The organism is Ferrovibrio xuzhouensis, from assembly GCF_042648965.1.
Classification (GTDB): Bacteria; Pseudomonadota; Alphaproteobacteria; order Ferrovibrionales; family Ferrovibrionaceae; genus Ferrovibrio; species Ferrovibrio xuzhouensis.
Genome location: NZ_JBHRYJ010000002.1, coordinates 367,630 through 390,261, shown reverse-complemented (window position 1 = coordinate 390,261; position 22,632 = coordinate 367,630). Strand labels below are relative to the sequence as shown.

General features: G+C 65.0%; 19 protein-coding genes. 4 read left to right on the top strand and 15 right to left on the bottom strand.

Features of this window, described 5'->3' with window-relative positions; all coding sequences use genetic code 11:
• Positions 1-113: 113 nt before the first annotated feature.
• From ACFOOQ_RS11955 to ytfQ, 15 genes are all read right to left on the bottom strand, one after another.
• Complete coding sequence (locus ACFOOQ_RS11955; RefSeq protein ID WP_379726547.1) at positions 114-1,652, bottom strand: alkaline phosphatase family protein; 1,539 nt, start codon at positions 1,650-1,652, stop codon at positions 114-116.
• Positions 1,653-1,672: 20 nt separating this feature from the next.
• Entirely contained in the window at positions 1,673-2,566 is an 894-nt protein-coding gene (locus ACFOOQ_RS11950; protein ID WP_379726544.1) for an ABC transporter permease, read from the bottom strand.
• A gap of 15 nt (positions 2,567-2,581) precedes the next feature.
• Positions 2,582-3,511, bottom strand: coding sequence for an ABC transporter permease (locus ACFOOQ_RS11945; protein WP_379726541.1), 930 nt, complete (start codon positions 3,509-3,511; stop codon positions 2,582-2,584).
• 21 nt (positions 3,512-3,532) lie between these two features.
• Positions 3,533-4,540, bottom strand: coding sequence for an ABC transporter ATP-binding protein (locus ACFOOQ_RS11940; RefSeq protein ID WP_379726538.1), 1,008 nt, complete (start codon positions 4,538-4,540; stop codon positions 3,533-3,535).
• Positions 4,537-5,604: an ABC transporter ATP-binding protein gene (locus ACFOOQ_RS11935; protein WP_379726535.1), complete on the bottom strand. Its 1,068-nt coding sequence runs from the start codon at positions 5,602-5,604 to the stop codon at positions 4,537-4,539. The genes ACFOOQ_RS11940 and ACFOOQ_RS11935 overlap by 4 nt, the downstream gene beginning before the upstream one ends.
• A gap of 68 nt (positions 5,605-5,672) precedes the next feature.
• Complete coding sequence (locus ACFOOQ_RS11930) at positions 5,673-7,310, bottom strand: ABC transporter substrate-binding protein (protein ID WP_379726532.1); 1,638 nt, start codon at positions 7,308-7,310, stop codon at positions 5,673-5,675.
• A gap of 421 nt (positions 7,311-7,731) precedes the next feature.
• Positions 7,732-8,610, bottom strand: coding sequence for an SMP-30/gluconolactonase/LRE family protein (locus ACFOOQ_RS11925; RefSeq protein WP_379726529.1), 879 nt, complete (start codon positions 8,608-8,610; stop codon positions 7,732-7,734).
• Positions 8,611-8,620: 10 nt separating this feature from the next.
• Positions 8,621-9,550 (bottom strand): dihydrodipicolinate synthase family protein, encoded by a 930-nt coding sequence (locus ACFOOQ_RS11920; RefSeq protein WP_379726526.1) that lies wholly within the window; start codon positions 9,548-9,550, stop codon positions 8,621-8,623.
• A gap of 11 nt (positions 9,551-9,561) precedes the next feature.
• Positions 9,562-11,307, bottom strand: a complete 1,746-nt coding sequence (locus ACFOOQ_RS11915; protein ID WP_379726523.1) for an IlvD/Edd family dehydratase — start codon at positions 11,305-11,307, stop codon at positions 9,562-9,564.
• A gap of 21 nt (positions 11,308-11,328) precedes the next feature.
• Positions 11,329-12,303, bottom strand: a complete 975-nt coding sequence (locus ACFOOQ_RS11910) for an aldose epimerase family protein (protein ID WP_379726520.1) — start codon at positions 12,301-12,303, stop codon at positions 11,329-11,331.
• Positions 12,303-13,040: a FadR/GntR family transcriptional regulator gene (locus ACFOOQ_RS11905; protein ID WP_379726517.1), complete on the bottom strand. Its 738-nt coding sequence runs from the start codon at positions 13,038-13,040 to the stop codon at positions 12,303-12,305. Before ACFOOQ_RS11905 ends, ACFOOQ_RS11910 begins: the two co-directional genes overlap by 1 nt.
• Entirely contained in the window at positions 13,037-14,032 is a 996-nt protein-coding gene (gene yjfF, locus ACFOOQ_RS11900) for a galactofuranose ABC transporter, permease protein YjfF (protein ID WP_379726514.1), read from the bottom strand. Before yjfF ends, ACFOOQ_RS11905 begins: the two co-directional genes overlap by 4 nt.
• Positions 14,032-15,045, bottom strand: a complete 1,014-nt coding sequence (locus ACFOOQ_RS11895; protein ID WP_379726512.1) for an ABC transporter permease — start codon at positions 15,043-15,045, stop codon at positions 14,032-14,034. Before ACFOOQ_RS11895 ends, yjfF begins: the two co-directional genes overlap by 1 nt.
• A complete protein-coding gene (locus ACFOOQ_RS11890) occupies positions 15,042-16,583 on the bottom strand; it encodes a sugar ABC transporter ATP-binding protein (RefSeq protein ID WP_379726510.1) in 1,542 nt (513 codons plus the stop codon). Before ACFOOQ_RS11890 ends, ACFOOQ_RS11895 begins: the two co-directional genes overlap by 4 nt.
• A gap of 67 nt (positions 16,584-16,650) precedes the next feature.
• Complete coding sequence (ytfQ, locus tag ACFOOQ_RS11885; protein WP_379726507.1) at positions 16,651-17,622, bottom strand: galactofuranose ABC transporter, galactofuranose-binding protein YtfQ; 972 nt, start codon at positions 17,620-17,622, stop codon at positions 16,651-16,653.
• 139 nt (positions 17,623-17,761) lie between these two features.
• Here ytfQ and ACFOOQ_RS11880 point away from each other — a divergent pair, with 139 nt between their 5' ends.
• The 4 genes from ACFOOQ_RS11880 to mmsB all read left to right on the top strand — a co-directional run bounded on the left by ACFOOQ_RS11880 (position 17,762) and on the right by mmsB (position 22,455).
• Positions 17,762-18,520, top strand: coding sequence for an SDR family NAD(P)-dependent oxidoreductase (locus tag ACFOOQ_RS11880; protein ID WP_379726504.1), 759 nt, complete (start codon positions 17,762-17,764; stop codon positions 18,518-18,520).
• 56 nt (positions 18,521-18,576) lie between these two features.
• Positions 18,577-19,644 carry a multiple monosaccharide ABC transporter substrate-binding protein gene (chvE, locus tag ACFOOQ_RS11875; RefSeq protein WP_379726501.1) on the top strand — a complete coding sequence of 356 codons (1,068 nt, stop codon included), beginning with the start codon at positions 18,577-18,579 and terminating at the stop codon, positions 19,642-19,644.
• Between the two features lie 63 nt (positions 19,645-19,707).
• Entirely contained in the window at positions 19,708-21,258 is a 1,551-nt protein-coding gene (mmsA, locus tag ACFOOQ_RS11870; protein WP_379726498.1) for a multiple monosaccharide ABC transporter ATP-binding protein, read from the top strand.
• Positions 21,259-22,455: a multiple monosaccharide ABC transporter permease gene (gene mmsB, locus ACFOOQ_RS11865; protein ID WP_379726495.1), complete on the top strand. Its 1,197-nt coding sequence runs from the start codon at positions 21,259-21,261 to the stop codon at positions 22,453-22,455.
• Positions 22,456-22,632 lie beyond the last annotated feature (177 nt).

The window sequence follows — 22,632 nt, the reverse complement described above, 5'->3', positions numbered from 1 at the left end:
GCGGCTTTGCGGCATCCGGGGTGCCACCGGAGGCCCCGAAACGCCCTGAAACAGGCGTCCGGAAGCCCCCGGCGGCAGCCCCGGACACCCGAAACGGGCCTCCGGAGGCTGCTTCAGCGGCGGGTTTCGAGGCCGTGCGGGCTGGCGCGGTAGCCGGTCAGGGTCTTGTCGGCATAGCGCAGCCGCCAGTCCAGCATCTTCTGGGCGTATTCCATGATCTTCGGTGCATAGGCCGGATCGCCGGCCACGTTCTGCAGCTGTCCCGGGTCTTTTTTCAGGTCGAAGAACAGCGGCGGCAGGGCGGCGAAATGGACATACTTGTAGTCGTCGTCCTGCACCACGGCGAGCGAGCTCTGGTCCATGGCCGTCCCGAGCACGCCTTCCGGCTTGGAATAGAAGATGTCGCGGAAGTCGAATTCGTAATGCACTTCGGTGCGCCAGTCGGCCGGCACGGTGCCGTAGGTGAAATCGAGCAGCGAACGGCCGTCGCACTGGCGCGGGATGTCCGCGCCGATCCATTCGAGAATGGTCGGCATGGTGTCGACCGTCTCGGTATAGCGGTCGACGATCTCGCCGCGCGTCGCATCGGCGGGCCGGTCCGGATTACGGATGATCATCGGGATGCGGAAACTGGCATCGAAATAGCCGACCTTGCCGAGCAGGTAGTGGTCGCCGAGCTGCTCGCCGTGATCGCAGGTAAAGACGATCAGGGTGTCGTCCCACTGGCCGGTCTGCTTCAGGAAGTCGAAGACGCGGCCGAGATGGTCGTCGATCTCGGTCATCAGCCCGAAATAGGTGGCGCGCATCACCCGCACCGCCTCTTCGTCCATGGCCGAACCCAGCCCGTCGGCGCCCTGGAAGAAGCCGCGCTGGTTGATGTTGTCGATATAGAACTTGTGCAGGGGGTGGTTGGCCGCCGCCTCGCCCGCCGTCGCCGCCCGCACCGGCGGTGCCATCGCGACCGGATCGTACATGGTGTTATAGGGCTCGGGTGCGATGAAGGGCGGATGCGGCCGGTAATAGCCCAGATGCAGGAACCAGTTGCGGTTGCTGGCGCCGGTCATGTAGGTCAGCGCCCGTTCGGTGAACCAGGCGGTATCGGTCAGCTCCTTCGGCAGCTGGCCGGCCGAGCGCGTCGCACCGGGCTGGCCGGCGGCGGGGCGCCAGACGTCTTCCGGGTTGTCCGGCAGCTTGTAGCCCTTCGCGGCGATCCAGGCGAAATAGGCCTCCTTGTAGGGCTCGAAAGCACCGACCGGACGGAAGCCGTCCATGATGTCGCCGAGTACGAAGAAGCGCGGATCGTTCGGCCCGGTGGTGCGCGGGTCCGGCGTCGTCGTCGTATAGCCGATCAATGCCGGATCGTAGCCGCTCTTGCGCAGCTCGTGGCCGAGATTGGTGAAGCGGGAATCCAGCGGAATGGTGTTCTGCACCGCCCGGTGGGTCATCTGGTACAGGCCGGTCAGCAGCGAGGCGCGCGCCGGGCCGCAGGGCACCGCCTGGGTGAAATGGTTGCGGAAGGTGACGCCCTCGCGGCACAGCATGTCGAGGTTGGGCGTCTTCAGGCCCGGCGTGCCGAGATAGGACAGCATGTCGCCGCGCCACTGGTCGACAACGATCAGCAGGATGTTCTTGCGTTTGCTTTGATTGGCCATGGCTGTGGGGTGGTTGGGGGTTAACGAAGGGTGGGGTCGAGCCGGTCGCGCAGCCAGTCGCCGAGGATGCTGATCGACAGGGTGGTCAGCACGATCACCGCGCTGGGCGCCAGCATGATCCAGGGGGCCCGGGTCAGGTATTCGCGGCCGTAGCCTACCATATTGCCGAGCGAGGTCAGCGGCGGCTGTACCCCGAGGCCAAGAAAGGACAGACCACTTTCCAAGAGGATGATCTCGGGGAAGGTCAGCGTCATCGACACGATCAGCGTTGAGGCGATATTGGGCAGGACGTGCCGGCCATAGATGCGCCCGCCCCGGGCGCCGAGCTGGCGCACGGCCGCGGCATACCCCTGCTCGTTGGCTGACAGGGTCAGGCCGCGGGCGATGCGGGCATAGCGCTCCCAGCTGTGGAAACCCATCAGGATCACGAACAGCGGCAGGCTGTTGCCGAAGAAGGCCAGCACCGACAGGGCGATGATCATGAACGGCATGCTGGCCTGGAAGTCGATCAGCACCAGCACCACGGCCTCGACGCGGCCGCGGAAATGCGCCGCCAGGATGCCGAGGCTGGTGCCCAGCGTGCTGGCGATCAGGGTGCCGAAAAAGGCGATCAGCAGGCTCATGCGCACCGACATGATCAGGCGCGACAGTACATCGCGGCCAAGTTCGTCGCTGCCGAGCGGATGCGGCCAGATTCCTCCCATCAGCACCGGCGGATTGAGCCGCGCCTTGAGGTCGAAGGCGGTGAACGAATAAGGCGCCAGCCAGTCGGCGCCGAAGGCCACCACCAGCATCAGCCCGATCCAGGCCAAGGCCGCCAGGGTGGCCGGCGGCCAGGCGGTAAAGAACCGCGCCAGACGGCGACGCAGCGGCACGTCGTCGGTCACAGGCAGTGGCGAAGCCAGATCGGTCATAGTGTTTCTCCGCCTCTAGGCATGCGCCCGGCCGCGCCGCAGCCGCGGATCGAGCCAGCCATAGGCAATATCGACCGCGAGATTGGCCGTCACCATGGAGACGGCGACCACCAGCAGGATCGCCTGCACGACGGCGAGGTCGCGGTTGGATACCGCCGAGACCAGCAGCCGGCCGACGCCGGGCCAGGCGAAGACACTTTCCACGACTATGGCACCGGCGATCAGGCTGCCGATCATGAAGCCGACAATGGTGACGGTGGGGATCGCCGCGTTGGGCAGCGCATGGCCGGAGATCACCTGCCGCCAAGGCACGCCCTTGGCGGAAGCCGTGCGGATATAGGGTTGCCCCAGCACCTCCAACATCGCCGAACGGGTGAAGCGCGCCAGCACTGCCGCACCGGCGGCACCGAGCGTGACGATCGGCAGGATGGCGCCGGTCCATTCCTGGTTGCCGCTGGCCGGCAACCAGCCGAGCTGTACCGAGAAGACCAGCACCAGCAGCAGGGCGAGCACGAAGCTCGGCACCGTGAACCCCGCCACGGAGACCGCCATGGTCAGCCGGTCGAGCAGCGAGTTACGATGCAGTGCCGCGAAAATCCCGGACGGAATGCCGACAAGGATCTTGATCAGGAAGGCGGGAATGGTGATTGCGAGCGTCATCGGAATGCGCTCCAGCACCAGATCGATGGCCGGGCGGCCGTCACGCATGGAATTGCCGAAATCACCGCTCAGCGCATTCAGCATATAGGTGAAATACTGCTGCCAGATCGGCTGGTCGAGGCCCCATTCCTTGCGGAAGGCGACCATCGCCTCGGGCGGCACATCGATCGACAGGATCAGCATGGCGGGATCGCCCGACAGCCGCAGCACGACGAAGGCGAAGGTGACCACAAACAGAATGGTCAGCGCGGCACGGGCAAGGCGGGTGGCAAGGAAATGCAGCACCGGTGAACTCCTCCTGCGGGATCAGGCCGCGGCCAGCGCCGCCGCGTCCGGCGCGGTGACATGACAGGCGACCTGCCGGCCATCGGGCAGCAGCCGCAGCACCGGCGCCATATCGGCGCAGAGTGCGGTGGCCAGCGGACAGCGGGTGCGGAAGGCGCAGCCGGTGGGCGGGTCGATCGGGTCGGGCGGATCGCCCTGCAGCAGGGTGTCGGCCGGCGGGCGGCGGCCAACCACCGGAATCGCGGCCAGCAGCGCGCGCGTATAGGGATGCCGCGGGTCGCGGAACAGCATCTCGGCATCGCCGGTTTCGACCACGCGGCCGAGATACATCACCGCGACCTCGTGGCTGACCTGGCGCACCACCTTGAGGTCGTGGCTGATGAAGACATAGGCGAGGTTGAGGGTCTCCTGCAGGTCGAGCAGCAGGTTGACCACCTGGGCCTGGATCGAGACATCGAGCGCCGAGATCGGCTCGTCGAGCACCAGCAACCGCGGCTCGAGGATCAGGGCCCGGGCCAGCACCACGCGCTGGCGCTGGCCGCCGGAGAGTTCATGCGGATAGCGGTCGGCATGATGCGGCTGCAGGCCGACGGCGGCGCTGACGGCGGCGACTCGCGCCGCCAGTTCGGCCGGCGGCAGCGCCGGATGATGGATTTCCAGCGCCTCGCCGATCTGGCGTGCCACGGTCAGGCGACGGTCCAGCGCGCCGAGCGGGTCCTGGTAGACCATCTGCATCTGCTGGCGCTGGCGGCGCCATTCCGCCGTGCCGGCAACGGCCAGCGGGGCACCATCGAACTGCACGCCACCCGCCGTCGGCGCCAGCAGGCCGAGCAGCAGCCGGCCGGTGGTCGACTTGCCGCAGCCGCTCTCGCCAACCAGGCCGAGCGTGCGCCCGGGCATGACGCGGAGGGAAATGCCGTCGACCGCGCGCAGCAGCGCCTTGCGGCTGCGCGGCCACTGGCCCTGACGGACAACGAACTGGCGGGTCAGGTTGCGCGCGTCCAGCAGGGGCTGAGGGCTCCCGCTCATGCCGGCACCTCGCCAGAGCGGATGGGGCCGGCGCGGACGGCCGTCAGGGCCTCATCCGGCAGGTTGGCCGGTTCGGGCAATTCGCGACCATTCACATCACGGACATAGCCGGCACGGAAACACAGCACGCGCTCGCTGCGGCTGACCGGCACATCGGGGGGCGGCTGGTGGTGGCAGGCGTCGTCGGCCTCGGTACAGCGCGGCGCGAAGGCACAGCCGGCCGGCAGATTCCACGGCTCAGGCACGCTGCCCGGGATGGCGGCGAGCCGCTGGCGCGGACCGTCGAGCGCCGGCAGGGCGGCCAGCAGGCCGCGCGTATAGGGATGGCGCGGCCGGGCGAACAGCGCCGCGGCCGGCGCCTCCTCGACCAGGCGGCCGGCATACATGACGCAGACACGCTCGACATTCTCGGCCACCACGCCGAGATCGTGGCTGATCAGCACCATGGCCATGCCGGTATCACGGCGGATTTCCTGCAGCAGGGCGAGAATCTGCGCCTGCACGGTGGCGTCGAGCGCGGTGGTCGGCTCGTCGGCGATCAGCAGGTCGGGTTCGCCGGCCAGCGCCATGGCAATCATCGCCCGCTGGTTCATGCCGCCGGACAATTCATGCGGATAGTCGCGCAGCCGCTGGGCGGCATTGGCGATGCCGACACGATCGAGCAGGCGGCGGGCTTCCGTCTCAGCGCCCGCGCCGGTCAGACCACGGTGCAACTTCAGCGCCTCGCCGATCTGGCGGCCGATGCGCAGCACCGGATTGAGACTCGATGACGGATCCTGGAAGATCATCGCCACATGACGGCCACGCACGCGTTCGAGTTCGCGCACCGGCCGGCCGAGCAGGTCGGCACCGCGCAGCCGCACCCGGCCGCCGACTTTCGCCCTGCCGGGCAGCAGGCCAAGCGCCGCCAGCCAGGTAACGCTCTTGCCCGAGCCGCTTTCGCCGACCAGGCCGAGCGAGCCGCCCGGCGCCAGTGACAGGTTGACGCCATGCAGCGCCCGCGACACCCGCCGGCCCTGCTCGAAATCGACCGTCAGCCCGCTGATCTCGATCAATGGTTCCATGTCGCGCATCCGCCATCGTCACAGCAAAGGAAAACGGCGGGGCCCAAGCCCCGCCGCCAGATCCGCGATCAGGCGATCCGGAAGTTGTGGCCGCGAAAGTCCATCGCGAAGGCCGGCGCCGACTTCCACTGGATGTCCTTGCGCTTGCCGGTAAACGTCGCGTTCTGGTGCAGCACGGTATAGGCCGGGTCCTCGCGCTCGCAGATTTCCAGCATGCGCTTGAACATCGCCTTGCGCTTCGGCATGTCCGTCTCGGTCTCCATGGCGACCGACAGGCGGTTCATCTCGTCGTTTTCCCATTCCTTGGTCTGCTGCTGCTGACCATTGGGGCCGTGCTGGTTGACGATCGACGAGATCGGATCGGTGAACGGCGCGCTGTTCGACCAGTCGCGGATCGCGCGCTGACCGTTATTCTCGAAGATCTGCTGCCAGTTTTCCTTCATCTCGATCTGCACGTTCAGGCCGGCCTGACGCCACATCTCGACCAGGATCTGCGCGGTGGAAACCTGATTGGTGTAGTAATTGTTGAGCACGCGGAACGGGATCGGGTCGCCCTTGTAGCCGGCGGCCTTCACCAGATCCTTGGCCTTCTGCAGGTTGAATTCCGGCACCGTCCAGCCTTCGACGAACATCGGACCGTAGAATTCCCACTGCAGGCCGGCCGGCACCCGGGTGCGGCCCGCCCACAGGCTGTCGACGATGGCCTGGCGGTCGATCGCATGGGTCACCGCCTGGCGGATGCGCGGATCGACCAGCTGCGGATGATGCTTGTCGAATACGGTCAGGCGATGGTTGGCGATCAGGCCGCCCTGCACCTCGAACTTGGCATTCTTCTCGATACCGGGAATCTGGTCCGGCGGCATGTCGCAGATGAAGTCGAACTGGCCCGAAAACAGGCCGTTGACGCGGCTGGCGATCTCGGGGACCACGACCAGGCGTACGCTCTTCAGCGGCGGACGGCCGCCCCAGTAATCCTCATGCGCGTCGAGGATCAGCTCCTGGTCGGGCGAGAAGCTGCGCACCTTGTAAGGGCCGGTGGTGACCGGCGCGCGCGCCCAGTCGATCCAGGTCTTGGCTTCCTCGTAGCCGCGGCGCGAGATGATCTCGCTGCCGTAGCGGGCGATGCGGCCCTCCATGGTGACGTCCGGCGTGCGGTTGACAAAGCGCACGGTGTATTTGTCGACCGCCTCGACCTTCTCCAGCGCCGGCCAGCTGCGCTTGGCCACCGCCATCACTTCGGGCGGCAGGGCCTTGCCCTGAACGCTGTCGCGCACCATGACATTGGCGAACAGCGTCTTGTTGCTGGTGATGTCGTAATCGGGACCGAACATACGCTCGCGACTGAAGGTGAAGGCCACGTCGTCGGCGGTCATCTCGTCGCCGTTATGGAACTTCACGCCCGGACGCAGGGTCAGTTCGACGGTGCGCTCGTTGATGCGCTTCCAGCTGGTCGCCAGGCCCGGGACCTGCTCCATCTGGCCCTGCAGGTTGCGCATGATCAGGCCTTCGTAGAGGAAGGAGAAGGTGCGCTCACCGACATTCGACTGCTCGCGCAGCGGCTCCAGCGAGGCGCTGTTGGAGATCTGCTGCACGGCGATGGTGATGCTCGGGCGCTGGTCGCCCTGGGCAATGGCGAAGCGCGGCAGCGCCAGGCTGCCGGCGGCGACGCCGGTTCCGATCAGAAAGTTGCGGCGATGGATCAGCATGATTTCCCTCCAGTCAGCGGGGTGGCGACTGGTCGGAGACGCTAGGAATGCTCCGTGACGCAACGGTGACGGCTGCGTGACCCGGCGGTGAACTCTGGCCGGCGACTCGGCAGTGGCCTGCACCTGTGATGCAGTCGTCCAGCGTAAGGGCGCGACGCGCGACCGGCCTTGCAGCAGAACAAAGACGACACCATGTCAGATAAGGGGAAGAAGTCGTTCCACAGCCGAAACGGAGACCCCGATGCCGACCAAGCAGCTCAAATCGCACCGGCGCAGCAAGCAAGTGTTTTGAGACCCCTCTGAAGGGTGCCTGAGACAGCCTGCGATTCAGGAAATTCGAATTCGCTTTACAAAATCGGCGGATTGCAGCCGTCCAGGAATCCCCGCCTCCTGACCCACGACGCCAAGGATGTACCGGGATTTATGCCAGGCGGACCGGCGGATCGAAGCGGCCCCTGACTGTTTCTGTCAGCAGAAAGGTGCGGCCGGCCTGCGGATCTGCCGCCAGCGCCGCATTGTCATATCCCTCGGTTGCCGTGGTGACGGCCATGCGGTCCGCGTTCGGGCCGATGAAGGCCGGGCAGCTCGGCTGTCGGGTCGGAATCGAGACCGAGCGGATCCGCCGGCCGTCCGGTGCATAGACGTCGAGGCAGCCGCCACCCCAGCGGGCATTCCACAACAGCCCGTCAGCATCCATCACCGAACCGTCAGGACCACCCTCGCCGGCGGGAATGGTGGCAAAGACCTGCCGCTCGCCCTGCGGCAGCCCGGTCACCGGATCGGTGGCGATGCGCCAGATGATGCCGAGCGCCGTATCGGCGAACCAGGCGGCGCTGCCATCCGGCGAGAAGGCGATCGAGTTGATGATCGAGATGTCACTGAACAGCCGGCGCAACTCGCCGCGAAAGAACCAGTAGAGCGCACCGGCGCCCGTCTCGGCCCGCTTGCCCATGGTGCCGATCCACAGCGCGCCGCAGGGATGCACGCGACCGTCATTGGAGCGTGTCGCCGGATTATCGGCCTCGAGCGCGGCATGAAGGGACAGGCGACCGCTTGCCACATCGCGCAAGTAAAGTCCGTTCTCGGCCGCGATCAGCTGGGTGTGGTCATCGACCACGGCCATGACCGACGCCATCACCGGCAGGTCATGCACTGTTGTATGGCCACTCGCGAACGGCTGTTCCAGCAGGCGACGGCCGAGGATGTCGAACCAGAACAGCCGGCCGAGCGCCGGATGCGCCGCCGGGCCCTCGCCCAGGGCGCAGACCGTGTCGCTGAAGATGCTGGTCGTCCCGCCCATCACCGTTACGTCACCGGCCCCAGCGCAGCACTATGGCATCAAGCCGGCGCGCGATCTCGATCAGGCCCGCCCTGGTCTGCGGATGCGGCAGTTCGAGCGGATGGCGCAGCGCATCAGAGGCAATGATGCCGCCCGCCTTCATCAACATCTTGGCGGCGCTGAGACCGCATTGCCGGTTCTCGTAATTGATCAGCGGCAGCCAGCGCTCGTAAGCGGCAACCGCTTCGTCGCGCCGGCCGGCCAGATAGGCGTCGGCGATCTGGCGCATGCCGTCCGGATAGCCGGCGCCGGTCATTGCACCGGTGGCGCCGGCATCGAAATCGGCCAGCAGGGTGATGCCTTCCTCGCCGTCCCAGGGCCCCTCAATGGCATCGCCGCCGAGCTCGATCAGGTTGCGCAGCTTGGCCGCTGCCTGGGCCGATTCGATCTTGAAGTAGCGAACCTGCTCAATATCCCGCGCCAGTCTGGCCAGAAACGGTGCCGTCAGCATGGTGCCGGAGACCGGCGCGTCCTGGATCATGACCGGAATCGAGATCGCGTCCGACAGGCGGCGGAAGAATTCCATGATCCCGGCCTCGCCGACACGCACCGTGGCGCCGTGATAGGGCGGCATCACCATCACCATGGCGGCGCCGGCGGCCTGCGCCGCCCGCGAGCGGGCAATGCAGAGATCGGTGCTCAGATGTGTGGTGGTGACGATCACCGGCACCCGGTCGTCGACATGCCGCAGCACGGCCTGCATGACTTGGTCGCGCTCATCGTCGGCCAGCGAAAACTGTTCGGAAAAATTGGCCAGGATACAGATGCCCTGGGAACCGGCGTCGATCATGAAGTCGATGGCGCGACGCTGACCATCGAGATCAAGGGTGCCGTTGTCGTGGAAGATGGTCGGCGCGACCGGGAAGACGCCGCGATAGGGGCGCCGGGTGGAAATGGCCATGAAACGATCCCCTAGTGATTGTCCCGCCCGACAGGCGCGTCGCTGCAGCCGACCAGGAAATCGAGATCGGCACCGCGGTCGGCCTGCAGCACATGATCGAGATAGAGTTTCAGGTAGCCGCGCGCCGCCGCATGGTCGGGCGGCACCCATGTGGCGCGCCGCTTTTCCAGCTCGGCGTCGTCCACATGCAGGTGCAGGCGGCGCGCCTCGACATCCAGCGTGATCAGGTCGCCGGTGCGCACCAGCGCCAGATTGCCGCCTGCCGCCGCCTCCGGCGCCACGTGCAGCACGATGGTGCCATAAGCGGTACCTGACATGCGGGCATCGGAGATGCGCACCATGTCCCGCACGCCCTGGCGCAGCAGCTTGGCCGGGATCGGCATGTTGCCGACCTCGGCCATGCCCGGGTATCCCCTGGGTCCGCAGTTCTTCAGCACCATGATCGAGCCGGCATCGATATCGAGGCTGTCGTCGTTCACCCCCGCGTGCATCTCCTCGACCGATTCGAACACCACCGCACGACCGGTGTGCTGCATCAGTTCGGGTGAGGCTGCCGACGGTTTGATCACGGCACCGTCGGGCGCCAGATTGCCGCGTAGGATGGCAATGCCGGCGCCGGCCTTGAATGGCGCATCAAACGGCGTGATCACCTCGCGATTGTAACAGGGGGCCGCGGATACGTTGTCCCACAGGCTGCACCCGGTAACGGTCAGGGCATCGGCATGCAGCAGGCCGCGGCTGCCCAGCTCCCGCAGCACCGCCGGCAGGCCGCCGGCATAGTGGAAATCCTCCATCAGGAAGCGTCCCGACGGCATGATGTCGACCAGACAATGTACGTCGCGGCCCAGCCGGTCGAAGTCGTCAAGGCTGAGCGGCACACCGATGCGGCCGGCGATGGCGAGCAGATGCACCACGGCATTGGTCGAACCGCCGATGGCCGCGAGCGTGCGGATTGCATTCTCGAAGGCCTCGCGAGTGAGAATTTTCGACAATACCAGGTCTTCGTGCACCATCTCGACGATGCGCCGGCCGGCCATGCGGGCCAGGTGATTGCGCCGGGCATCGGCCGCCGGCACGGCGGCATTCTCCGGCAGGCCGACGCCGAGCGCCTCGACCATCGAGGCCATGCTGGAGGCCGTGCCCATGGTCATGCAGGAGCCGATCGACCGGTTCATGCCGGCCTCGGCTTCGTGGAATTCCTCCACCGTGATCTCGCCGGAGCGCAACTGCTCGCTCATCGAGATGATGTTGGTGCCGGAGCCGATATAGGTTCCGCGATAGACGCCGCGCAGCTGCGGTCCGCCGGAGACGCCAATGGTCGGCAGGTTGGCGCTGGCCGCCCCCATCAGCAGGGCCGGCGTCGTCTTGTCGCAACCCATCAGCAGCACCACGCCATCGAGCGGATGGGCACGGATCGCCTCCTCGACATCCATCGCCGCCAGATTGCGGAACAGCATGGCGGTCGGCCGCATCGTCACCTCGCCGAGCGAGGAAACCGGGAATTCCAGCGGATAGCCGCCACCCTCCAGCACGCCGTCGCGGACATGGGCGGCGAGGTCACGGAAATGCACGTTGCAGGGGGTCAGTTCCGACCATGTATTGCAGATGCCGATCACCGGGCGACCGTCGAACTGGTCCTGCGGGGTGCCGGTATTCTTGAGGAAAGACCGGTAATAGAATCCCATCTTGTCCTGGCGGCCGAACCATGCCTGGCTGCGCAGGGGTTTCCGGGGTGGTATTTTGCTCTGCTCTGTCATTCCTGCAACTGTCGCTCTGCGTTATCCGCTGCGGCGGAAGCGATACTGGGTGACCTGCCGATAGACGTCGCCGGGCCGCAGCACCGCGCTGGGGAAGTCCGCGTGGTTCGGCGCGTCGGGGAAGCGCTGGGGTTCGAGGCATAGCCCGGCGCGGGAACCGTATTGCCCGACATCGAGCATGTGTCCGTCATAGAATTGCAGGGCCGGTTCGGTCGACGCGACCTCCAGCGTGATGCCGGACCGCGGACCGGTCAGCCGCGCAACCGGCCGTATATCGCCTTCGGCCGCGGCCGGCAGCACAAAGGCATGGTCATAGGGGAAATCACCAATCGGGCGTGGGCTGCGGAAATCGAAGGGCGTGCCGGCGACCGCGGCCTGTTCGCCGGTCGGTATCTTGTCGCCATCGACCGGAAGATAGCGGTCGGCCGGAATTTCGAGCCGGTGATCGACGATGGTACCGCCGCCGTCAAGGTTGAAATAGGAATGGGTCGCCAGGTTGACGATGGTCGGACGGTCGCAGGTTGCCGTCAGCGTTATGTTGAGCATGCCCTCGCCCGCGATGGCATACGTGCACGACACGGCCATCGCGCCCGGATAGCCTTCTTCGCCATCGGCGGCATCGTAGGCCAGTGTGACCGACGCCGGCCCGACTGACCGGACCTGCCAGTTGCGGTGGGAAAAACCGCGCAGGCCGCCATGCAGGTGGGTCCGCCCGGCCTCATTGCACGGTAACCGGTAAGGGGTCCCGTCGAGGATGAAGCGACCGCCGGCAATGCGGTTGGCAAAGCGGCCGGCGACGGCGCCGAAATAGGTCCGACCCGCGACGTAATCGTCGACGCCGTCCAGCGACAGGACGACCGGTTGCCCTGCAAAATGCAGGGCACGGATCGCGGCACCGAAACTCAGAATCTCGGCTTCCAGTCCGCCGCCGGACAGGCCGATCCGGGCGACGGCCTCGCTGTCGGGCTGGTGGCTCCGGGCGCCGGCGGTGGTCATCAGCCGGCGACCTCGCCGGCCAGAACGCCATGGCGTTCCAGCCCGTGGTAGATCACCCGCTCCGTCGCCCTGGCAGCGGCATCTGCATCGCCCCGGCGGATCGCCTCGACGATATCGGCATGGGCTTTCCAGGACCGCTCATGTTCGACGGGATCGGGCGGCGAGCTGAGCTGGAAAGACACCCGCAGCGCCGCCTCGATCACGGCGCCGATGGAACGCATGAACACGTTGCCGCAGGCATCGGCAAGTGCCAGGTGCAGGGCGAGATCTGCATCGGCATAACCGGCATTGAGGGCATTGGCATCGCGCATCGTCGTGATGGCGGCGTCCATCGCTGCCAGGTCCTGTTCGCTGCGCCGGACGGCGGCCAGGGCCGCGGCGGCCGGCTCGACCGCCAGGCGGATTTCGGCCAGGTCGCGCAGAAAGCGCCGATCGACGCCACCTTCAAGGTACCAGCGCAGCACCTCGGTATCGAACATGTTCCACGCCGACCGCTCGCGCACCCGGGTGCCAACCTTGGATCGCGACACCACCATGCCCTTGGCGGCCAGCATCTTGATGGCCTCGCGCAGCACGGTGCGCGAGGTGCCGAACTGCTTCATCAGATCGGCCTCCGCCGGCAGCAACTCGCCCTCGCGATGGCGACCGAGCACGATGCCGCGGCCCAGCGCATGGGCGACCTGGCCGTGGCTGGAAGTGATCTGGGCGCCCTGGATGTTGACCAGTGGCTGGTTCATGCATGTCTCCCCTGCAAGGCGGCAGCCGGCCGGCGCTGTTGCCGGTATGCCGCGACTGAAACCAGTATCTGCTGAATGGCAATGAAGGCAAAGAGCAAGCCGCCGATGACGATCTTGGCCCACCAGCTTGACAGGGTACCATCGAAAACGATGTAGGTCTGGATCAGGCCCTGGATCAACACTCCCAGCAGGGTCCCGGCCATCAGGCCATGGCCGCCGCTGAGCAGGGTGCCGCCGATCACCACGGCCGCAATGGTGTCGAGTTCGATGCCGACTGCCGACAGGGAGTAGCCGGCCGAGGTGTAGAATGAGAACACGATGCCGGCCAGGCCGGCGAGCAGGCTGGAGATGGTATAAATCGCCATCGTCGTGCGGCCGATCGGCACCCCCATCAGCGCGGCTGACTGGCGGTCGCCGCCCAGCGCGTAGACATTGGCACCGAAGCGGGTGCGATGCAGGACGATGCCGGCGACGATGAAGACGGCAATCATGATCATGGCCGACAGCGAAAGCCGGCTACCGCCGGGCAGCACCAGGGCATAGGCCGGCAAGTCGGCATAGAACGGAGCCTCGATCGGCACTGACTGGGTGCTGACCAGGAAGGCACCGCCGCGGGCGAGGAACAGGCCGGCCAGCGTGACGATGAAGGCCGGAATCTCCACCCGGTGGATCAGCCAGCCCATGGCCGCACCGAACAGCCCGCAGATCGCAAGGATGACGGCGAAAGCCACGAAGGGTGGCCAGCCCCAGTGGCCGATGGCAACGGCGACAAAGACCGTGGTGAAACCGATCACCGAACCGACCGACAGGTCGATACCGCCGGCGATGATGACAAACGTCATACCCACTGCGGTGATGCCGAGGAAGGCATTGTCATTGAACAGGTTGGCGGCGACCCGCAACGACAGGAAGCTGGGGAACTGATAGACGCACAGCAGGTATCCGATGCAGAAAACACCGGCGGTCATCAGCAGGGAGAGCATGCGGTTCATCAGGAGCGGACCTCCTTCGCCAGCGGCGGCTCCACCGGCTGCGGACGCAGATGCGCCACCGCCCGGTGGAACAGCCGGGATTGCAGGAATAGAACCGACAGCACGATGGCGGCCTTCATCACGAGGTTGAATTCCGGCCGGATACCCGACAGCAGGATGCCGGTGTTCATCGCCTGGATGATCAGCGCGCCGACCACCGACAGGGACAGGCTGAACCGGCCACCGAGCAGTGACGTGCCGCCGATGACCACCGCCAGGATGGCGTCGAGTTCGAGCCACAGGCCGGCATTGTTGGCATCGGCACCGAGGATATTGGCCGCGGCGATCACACCGGCCAGCGCGGCAGCGAAGCCCGACCAGACATAAGCGATAGCGGTAATCGCCCGGGTGCGGATGCCGGCCAGCCAGGCGGCGCGCGCATTCGCGCCGGTCGCTTCGATCATCAGGCCGAGCGCAGTCTGCCGCACCAGCAGGCCGGTGACCAGCAGCATTGCCGCCACCAGCAGGATCGGCATCGGCACGGTCAGGAAGGCGCCGTTGCCCATGAAGGCGAGGTCCGGCGAGGCAAAGGTAACGATCTTGCCCTGGGTGATCAGCTGGGCGATGCCGCGACCGGCCACCATCAGGATCAGGGTGGCGACGATCGGCTGGATTCTGAACAGGGCAATCAGCAGGGCGTTCCACAGGCCACAGGCGACGCCGACGGCGAGAGCGGCCAGCAGGGCGACGGCTATCGGCTGGCTGTCGGCCAGCGATGCGGCGACAGCACCGCTGATTGCCATGACGGCCCCGACCGACAGGTCGATGCCGCCCGTGGCGATCACCAGGGTCATGCCCACTGCCAGGATGGCAACCGGCGCGCCACGGTTCAGCACGTCGACCAGGCTGCCGAACAGGCGGCCGTCCTGCAGGCGGATGTCGAAAAACTGCGGCGAGACCAGCCAGCAGGCCAGCAGCATGACCAGCAGCGCGCCGCATTGCGGCAGGCCTTTCTTCAGCAGCAGCCGGGTCATGATGCCGCTACCGCCACCGCATCGGCCGGCGCGTGCTGGTCGGCGGCGATGATGCGCATGATTGCCGACACCGTGATCGCCTCGCCTTCGATCATGCCGACATGGGCACGGTCGCGCAGCACCACCACGCGATCGGCATAGGCGGTAACTTCCTCGAGTTCGGAGGATGCCACCAGCACCGCGAGGCCATCGGCGCAGAGTTCGCGGATCAGCCGCATGATCTCGGCATGCGCGCCGACATCGATGCCGCGGGTCGGCTCATCGAGGATCAGCATGCGCGGCCGGATCGCCAGCCAGCGCGCCAGCAGTGCCTTCTGCTGATTGCCCCCGGACAGCAGGCCGATCGGCCGGTCAGTATCCGGCGTGCGGATGTCAAGCAGGTCGACGAAGCGTTGGGCGATGCGCGACTGTTCGGCCAGCCGCAGCGGCCGCAACCAGCCGCGGCGGGCCTGCAGGGCAAGGATGATGTTCTCGCGGATCGACAGATCACCGACGATGCCCTCTGTCTTACGCTCTTCCGGGCAGTAACCGAAGCCATGGGCGATGGCATCGCGTGGCGACGCCAGCCGGATGGCGCGACCATCGATCTCGACAACGCCGCAATCGCGCCGCTCGGCACCGAAGACGAGACGGGTGGTTTCGGTGCGGCCGGACCCGAGCAGGCCGGCGATGCCGATCGCCTCGCCCGAGCGGATGTCGAGATCGAAGGGCTGCAGGTAACGGTTCTTGCCGAGACTGCGGAAGCGGATGAACGGTGCGCCGGAAATGCCCTGACCGCGACTGTCGCAGGTTTCCGATTGCAGCTCGCGGCCCAGCATCATGGAAATCAGCTCGAGCCGCGGCAAGTCGCCGATCCGGCGTTCGCCGACCAGCCGGCCGTTGCGCAGCACAGTAATGGAATCGCAGATGGCGTAGACCTGGTCGAGGAAATGGGTGACAAAAACAATGCCGATCCCGCGCGAGCTGAGCCGGCGCATCACTGCGAACAGCTTTGCGACCTCGTGCACGTCCAGGCTGGCGGTAGGCTCATCGAGTACCAGGACGCGCGCCGACAGGTCGACGGCACGGGCAATTGCCGTCAGGTGCTGCACCGCGACCGAAAACTCGCCGAGCGGACGCGATACATCGATGTCGATATCGAAGGTCCGCAGCAAGGCCGCCGCCTCGCGGTTCATGCGGCGTCCGTTGACCCAGCCGCAGCGGGTGGGCTGGCGACCGAGAAACAGGTTTTCCGCCACCGTCAGGTTGGGCAGCAGGTTGACCTCCTGATAGACGGCGGCAATGCCGGCCTGCTGGGCCGCCGCAGTGCTGCGCGGCGCCACCGGCAAGCCGTTCAGCCGGATTGTGCCGCCGCTGGCCGGCTGGGCACCGGTCACCGCCTTGATCAGGGTGGATTTGCCGGCACCATTTTCGCCGAGCAGGCCATGGATTTCACCGGCCTGCAGGGTGAAGTCGACGCCATCGAGCGCCTTCACACCGGGGAATGTCTTCGACAGCCCCCGGATCTCGAGCAGCGCATGGGACGCAACGGCATTCATTGTCGGGTTCCGCAGCAATGGCAGGGACAGCGGGCGGCAGCCGGTCCGGCCGCCGCCCGACGCAGCCTCAGTAGCCGAGGTCCTTCTTCGATTCGTAGACCTTCATCGGGTCGTCCTTGGCCGTGTAGAGTTTGGATTCCGTCTGGATCCACGGCTTCGGCATAGTGCCCTTGGCCTTGTAGGCCGCCAGGGCGTCGAAGGCCGGGCCGGCCATGTCCGGCGTCAGCTCGACGGTGGCATTGGCCTCGCCGGCCGCCATCGCCTTGAAGATATCGGGGACCGCGTCGATCGAGATGGTCAGGATATCCTTGCCGGGCTTCAGGCCGGCCTCTTTCATTGCCTGGATGGCGCCGATCATCATGTCGTCGTTATGGGCATAGACGGCGCAGATGCCCTTGCCGCCATTCTCGGCTTTGATGAAGCTTTCCATGACTTCTTTGCCCTTGGCACGGGTGAAGTCGCCGGTCTGGCTGCGGATGATCTTGATGTTCTTTGCAGCGCTGATCGCCTCGTCAAAACCCTTCTTGCGGTTGATCGCCGGGCTCGAGCCGGTGGTGCCCTGCAGTTCGACGACATTGCAGGCCTTGCTGCCGACCGCCTTCACCAGCCAGTCGCCCGCCACTTTGCCTTCATGCACCTGGTCGGAGGTCACCGCGGTCAGGTAGAGGTCCTTCTTTTCGGTGCGGATATTGCGGTCGAGCAGGACGACCGGAATCTTGGCGTCCTTGGCTTCCTGCAGCACGGCATCCCAGCCGGTCTCGACCACCGGCGCGACCAAGATGGCGTCGACGCCCTGGGCGATGAACGAGCGGATGGCGCGGATCTGGTTCTCCTGTTTCTGCTGGGCGTCGGAGAATTTCAGATTGATGTGGCGCTTCTCGGCTTCCCGCTTGGTCACCGTGGTCTCGGCCGCGCGCCAGCCCGATTCCGAGCCGATCTGCGAAAAGCCGACCGTCATATGGTCGGCCGCGTAAGTGGTGTTCGCGCCCCAGCAAAACGCAAGGGCGGTTGCGGCAAGCAAGGAAAGAGTCGTTTTCATTGGACTTATTCTCCCTAGATGACACGCTCTGGTGGCGCTTTTTGTTGTGTGCATTTCCAACTTGCCATATTGCGGGAAATCTGAATAGTCGTATTAATCATATTAAATGATTTTTGGGAGAGCGAACGAGGAGTATGCCGTGGCGGCCATTTACCCAGACCTCGCCGGCAAAACAGTCGTCGTCACCGGCGGCGGCTCAGGCATCGGCGCCGAATTGGTGCGGCAGTTTGCCCGCCAGAAATGCCGGGTCGGCTTTATCGATATCGCCGAGGGCCCGTCGCGCTCTCTGGTGGCGGAACTGGAACCCGGCGGGGCCGCTGTCCGTTACGAGGCGGCGGATTTGACCGATATTCCGGCCCTGAAGGCGGCGATCGGTCGCATCCGCGACGCCTTTGGCCCGGTCGATGTGCTGATGAACAATGCCGCCCATGACGAACGCCACGCCACCGAAGAGGTGACCGAGGCCTATTGGGACGGCCGCATCGCCGTCAATCTCAAGCACCAGTTCTTCGCCGCCCAGGCCGTGCTGCCTGACATGAAGGCGAAAAAAGCCGGCGCCATCCTCAATTTCGGTTCGGTCTCATGGATGATCGGCCAGGGCGGCATGGCCGCCTACACCGCCTGCAAGTCCGCCGTGATCGGCCTGACCCGTTCGCTTGCCCGCGACTACGGTCCGCACGGCATCAGAGTAAATGCCCTGGCGCCGGGCTGGATCATGACCGAACGCCAGCTCGCCCTGTGGGTGACCCCGGAAACCGAGAAGGAGATCTACGAGCGACAGTGCCTGAAACGCAAGCTCTACCCGATCGACATCGCCAGGGTCGCACTCTTCCTCGCCTCCGATGAGGCAAGTGGATGCACCAACCAGCATTACGTGGTCGATGGAGGTTGGGTCTAGCCACCAGCAAACCGGCCCGCGTCAGTGACGCGGTAAAGCTTATATTGGGAGGAAACATGAAAAGATTAGCAGCGCTCGTCTGCAGCAGCACCCTTGCAGCCGCCATCATGCTTGGCGGCACCGCGATGGCCGCGTCGAAAGGCTTGATCGGCATTTCGATGCCAACGAAATCATCCGCACGTTGGATCGCCGATGGCGCCAATCTGGTCAAATCGCTGGAGCAGAAAGGCTACAAAACCGATCTGCAATATGCCGACGACGACATCCCGAACCAGCTTGCCCAGGTCGAGAACATGATCACCAAGGGCTCCAAGATCCTGGTGATCGCGGCAATCGATGGCACCACCCTGTCGAACGCCCTGAAACAGGCACATGACAGCGGCATCAAGGTGATCGCCTACGACCGGCTGATCCGCAATTCGCCGAACGTCGACTATTACACCACCTTCGACAACTTCCAGGTCGGCGTGCTGCAGGGCGGCTACATCGAAAAGGCGCTTGGCCTGAAAGATGGCAAGGGCCCGTTCAACATCGAACTGTTCGGCGGCTCACCCGACGACAACAACGCCTATTTTTTCTACAACGGCGCCATGTCGGTGCTGCAACCCTACATCGACAAGGGCAAGCTCGTCATACAGAGCAAGCAGTTCGGCATGGACAAGGTCTCGACGCTACGCTGGGATGGCGCCACGGCCCAGTCCCGCATGGATAACCTGCTGAGCGCCTATTACACGAACAAGCGGGTCGATGCCGTGCTCTCGCCCTACGATGGCCTCAGCATCGGCATCATCTCGTCGCTGAAAGGCGTCGGATACGGCAGTGGCAGCCAGCCGATGCCTGTCATCACCGGTCAGGACTGCGAGGTCCCGTCGGTGAAGGCAATCCTGCGCGGTGACCAGACCTCGTCGATCTTCAAGGATACCCGCGACCTCGCCAAGGTCACCGCCGGCATGATCGATGCGCTGATGTCCGGCGGCAAGGTCGAGGTCAACGACGCCAAGACCTACAACAACGGCGTCAAGGTGGTGCCGTCCTATCTGCTCAAGCCGGTCGTGGTCGACAAGAGCAACTGGAAAGCGGTTCTGGTCGACAGCGGTTACTACAAGGAAAGCCAGATCAAGTAACCTCGTCCTGCGATCTGCCGGGGCGGCGCCTGCCGCCCCGGCCCGCAACCGAATGGATTCCTGATGACAGCTCTTCTGGAGATGTGCGGCATCACCAAGACCTTCCCCGGCGTGAAGGCCCTGAACAACGTCAACCTCACTGTCCGTACCGGCGAGATTCACGCCCTGGTTGGCGAAAACGGCGCTGGCAAGTCGACACTGATGAAGGTGCTGAGCGGTGTCTATCCGCACGGCACCTTCGACGGCCAGATCATGTTCGACGGCGCCGAGGAACGATTTTCCGGCATCCACGACAGCGAACGACAGGGCATCATTATCATCCACCAGGAGCTGGCCCTCGTGCCGCTGCTGTCGATCGCCGAGAATATTTTTCTCGGCAACGAAGTGTCGCATTACGGCATCATCGACTGGCCGCTGGCCATGGCACGCACACGCAAGCTGCTTGACATGGTCGGGCTGGACGAGCCGCCGGAGACGCTGGTGACCAACATCGGCGTCGGCAAGCAGCAACTGGTCGAGATCGCCAAGGCCTTGTCCAAACGGGTGCGCCTGCTAATTCTCGACGAGCCGACCGCTTCGCTGAACGAAAGCGACAGCAACGCACTGCTGGATCTTCTGGTCTCGTTCAAGCAGCAGGGCATCACCTCGATCCTGATCTCCCACAAGCTGAACGAGATTGCCAGGGTTGCCGACACGGTAACGATCCTGCGGGACGGGACGACGGTCGAGACCCTCGACCGCGAGGATATCATCGCACCGGACGGTGAGATGGATGAGGACCGCATCATCAAGGGCATGGTTGGCCGCGACATGGCGCATCGCTACCCGCCGCGTGGTGACGTGGCGATCGGCGAGCCGCTGCTCGAAGTCGAGGGATGGACCGTGCGTCACCCGATCCACGCCCAGCGTATCGTGGTGGAGGATATCAGCCTCACCGTGCGGGGCGGCGAAGTGGTCGGCATCGCCGGCCTGCTCGGCGCAGGCCGCACCGAATTCGCCATGAGCCTGTTCGGCCGATCCTATGGCCAGGGCATCAACGGCAGGGCCAGGATCAATGGCCGGCCGGTCCACCTGTCGTCGGTACCGCAAGCTATCGACGCCGCGCTCGCCTATGCCACCGAGGACCGCAAGGAGTACGGGCTGGTTCTGCAGGAGGATGTGCGGTCCAATATCACGCTGGCGAATCTGCACGGGGTGGCCGACTGGGGCGTGATTGATGCCGCCCGCGAGCGGAAGGCGGCCGAGCATTACCGCAGCCGCCTCAATATCCGCTGCGCCGGCGTTGGACAGCAGACGGTCAATCTTTCGGGCGGGAACCAGCAGAAAGTGGTGCTCAGCAAATGGCTGTTTGCCACGCCGGACATCCTGATTCTCGATGAGCCGACCCGCGGGATCGACGTCGGTGCTAAATACGAGATTTACACCATCATCAACGAGCTGGCGCAGAACGGGAAAGGTGTTCTGATGATTTCGTCGGAAATGCCGGAACTGCTCGGCATGTGTGATCGCATTTACGTGATGAACCGCGGCCGCATCGTGGCCGAGTTTTCCGCGGCTGAAGCCTCGCAGGAAGCGATCATGCGCGCCATCGTGAAGTCAGGCGGAGTGAACTGAATGAGTGAGATCGTATCGCACCGGCAGACCACGGCGCCGCAGAAAGCGGGCGGCAGCTTTCTGAGCGGTCTGCGCGAATACGGCATGATCTTCTGCCTGTTCGCCATCGTGGTGTTCTTCCAGTTTGTCACCGACGGCACGCTGCTGCGCCCGCTGAACCTGACCAACCTGGTGCTGCAGAACAGCTATATCGTGGTGATGGCGCTCGGCATGCTGCTGGTGATCGTTGCCGGCCATATCGACCTGTCGGTCGGCTCGATCGTCGGCTTCATCGGTGCCCTCGCGGCGGTCCTGATGGTGCAGTTCAACATCCATTTCATTCCGGCGGCGCTGCTCTGCCTTCTGGCGGGCGCCATCATCGGCGCCATCCAGGGTTACTGGATCGCCTATATCCGGATTCCGTCTTTCATCGTCACACTGGCCGGCATGCTGGTCTTTCGCGGCCTGTCGCTGGCTGTGCTGCAGGGCCAGTCGGTGGGCCCGTTTTCGCCAACTTTCCAGAAACTGAGCTCGGGCTTCATCCCCGATATCATTCCCGGCGATTCGATCCGGCTGACCTCGCTGTTCGTTGGCGTGATTCTGGCTGCGATCCTGGTGGTTCTGAACTGGCGGCAGCGCATGATCCAGGTGCGCGAGGGCATCGAGGGCGATTCGATCGCAGCCTTTGCCGCCAAGACCGGTCTGGCTTCGGCGCTGATCGTGGCTTTCAGCTATCTGCTCGCCACCTATCGCGGCCTGCCGAACGTTCTGGTCATCATGTTCGCCCTGATCATGTTCTACCGCTTCGTCACCAACCGCACAGTGATTGGCCGGCGCATCTACGCGCTCGGCGGCAATATCAAGGCGGCCAAGCTGTCCGGCATCAAGACCGAACGGCTGACCTTCTACACCTTTGTCAACATGGGGGTTCTGGCCGCGCTGGCCGGCCTGATCTTCGCCGCGCGACTGAATACCGCGACACCGAAGGCCGGCCTCGGGTTCGAGCTCGACGTGATTGCCGCCTGCTTCATCGGCGGCGCCTCTGCATCGGGCGGCGTCGGCCGGGTGACCGGCGCCGTGGTCGGCGCGCTGATCATGGGGGTGATGAACAACGGCATGTCGATTCTCGGCATCGGCATCGACTACCAGCAGGTGATCAAGGGGCTGGTGCTGCTCGCCGCCGTCGGCTTCGACCAGTATCAGCGGCGCAAGCAATAGCGCCGACCGCAACAGCGCAGTCTCATGTCAGATGCCAGCTTAATTGATAACAAAACGGCCGGTTCAGCCAAGTCGAACCAAGAATATTGATAAGAAATACGTCTCTTTTTTGAGGAGACACCACAAAAATAACCATGCTTTCTGATAGTTACAGCACTTAAGTCACGAAGAAACGGG

Coding starts and splice junctions, on each gene's coding strand:
- ACFOOQ_RS11895 (WP_379726512.1), bottom strand. CDS start 15,045: ATGACCCGGCTGCTGCTGAAGAAAGGCCTGCCGCAATGCGGCGCGCTG.
- ACFOOQ_RS11905 (WP_379726517.1), bottom strand. CDS start 13,040: ATGAACCAGCCACTGGTCAACATCCAGGGCGCCCAGATCACTTCCAGC.
- chvE (WP_379726501.1), top strand. CDS start 18,577: ATGAAAAGATTAGCAGCGCTCGTCTGCAGCAGCACCCTTGCAGCCGCC.
- ACFOOQ_RS11935 (WP_379726535.1), bottom strand. CDS start 5,604: ATGGAACCATTGATCGAGATCAGCGGGCTGACGGTCGATTTCGAGCAG.
- ytfQ (WP_379726507.1), bottom strand. CDS start 17,622: ATGAAAACGACTCTTTCCTTGCTTGCCGCAACCGCCCTTGCGTTTTGC.
- ACFOOQ_RS11920 (WP_379726526.1), bottom strand. CDS start 9,550: ATGGCCATTTCCACCCGGCGCCCCTATCGCGGCGTCTTCCCGGTCGCG.
- ACFOOQ_RS11925 (WP_379726529.1), bottom strand. CDS start 8,610: ATGGGCGGGACGACCAGCATCTTCAGCGACACGGTCTGCGCCCTGGGC.
- ACFOOQ_RS11890 (WP_379726510.1), bottom strand. CDS start 16,583: ATGAATGCCGTTGCGTCCCATGCGCTGCTCGAGATCCGGGGGCTGTCG.
- ACFOOQ_RS11950 (WP_379726544.1), bottom strand. CDS start 2,566: ATGACCGATCTGGCTTCGCCACTGCCTGTGACCGACGACGTGCCGCTG.
- mmsB (WP_379726495.1), top strand. CDS start 21,259: ATGAGTGAGATCGTATCGCACCGGCAGACCACGGCGCCGCAGAAAGCG.
- yjfF (WP_379726514.1), bottom strand. CDS start 14,032: ATGAACCGCATGCTCTCCCTGCTGATGACCGCCGGTGTTTTCTGCATC.
- ACFOOQ_RS11930 (WP_379726532.1), bottom strand. CDS start 7,310: ATGCTGATCCATCGCCGCAACTTTCTGATCGGAACCGGCGTCGCCGCC.
- ACFOOQ_RS11955 (WP_379726547.1), bottom strand. CDS start 1,652: ATGGCCAATCAAAGCAAACGCAAGAACATCCTGCTGATCGTTGTCGAC.
- ACFOOQ_RS11915 (WP_379726523.1), bottom strand. CDS start 11,307: ATGACAGAGCAGAGCAAAATACCACCCCGGAAACCCCTGCGCAGCCAG.
- ACFOOQ_RS11940 (WP_379726538.1), bottom strand. CDS start 4,540: ATGAGCGGGAGCCCTCAGCCCCTGCTGGACGCGCGCAACCTGACCCGC.
- ACFOOQ_RS11910 (WP_379726520.1), bottom strand. CDS start 12,303: ATGACCACCGCCGGCGCCCGGAGCCACCAGCCCGACAGCGAGGCCGTC.
- mmsA (WP_379726498.1), top strand. CDS start 19,708: ATGACAGCTCTTCTGGAGATGTGCGGCATCACCAAGACCTTCCCCGGC.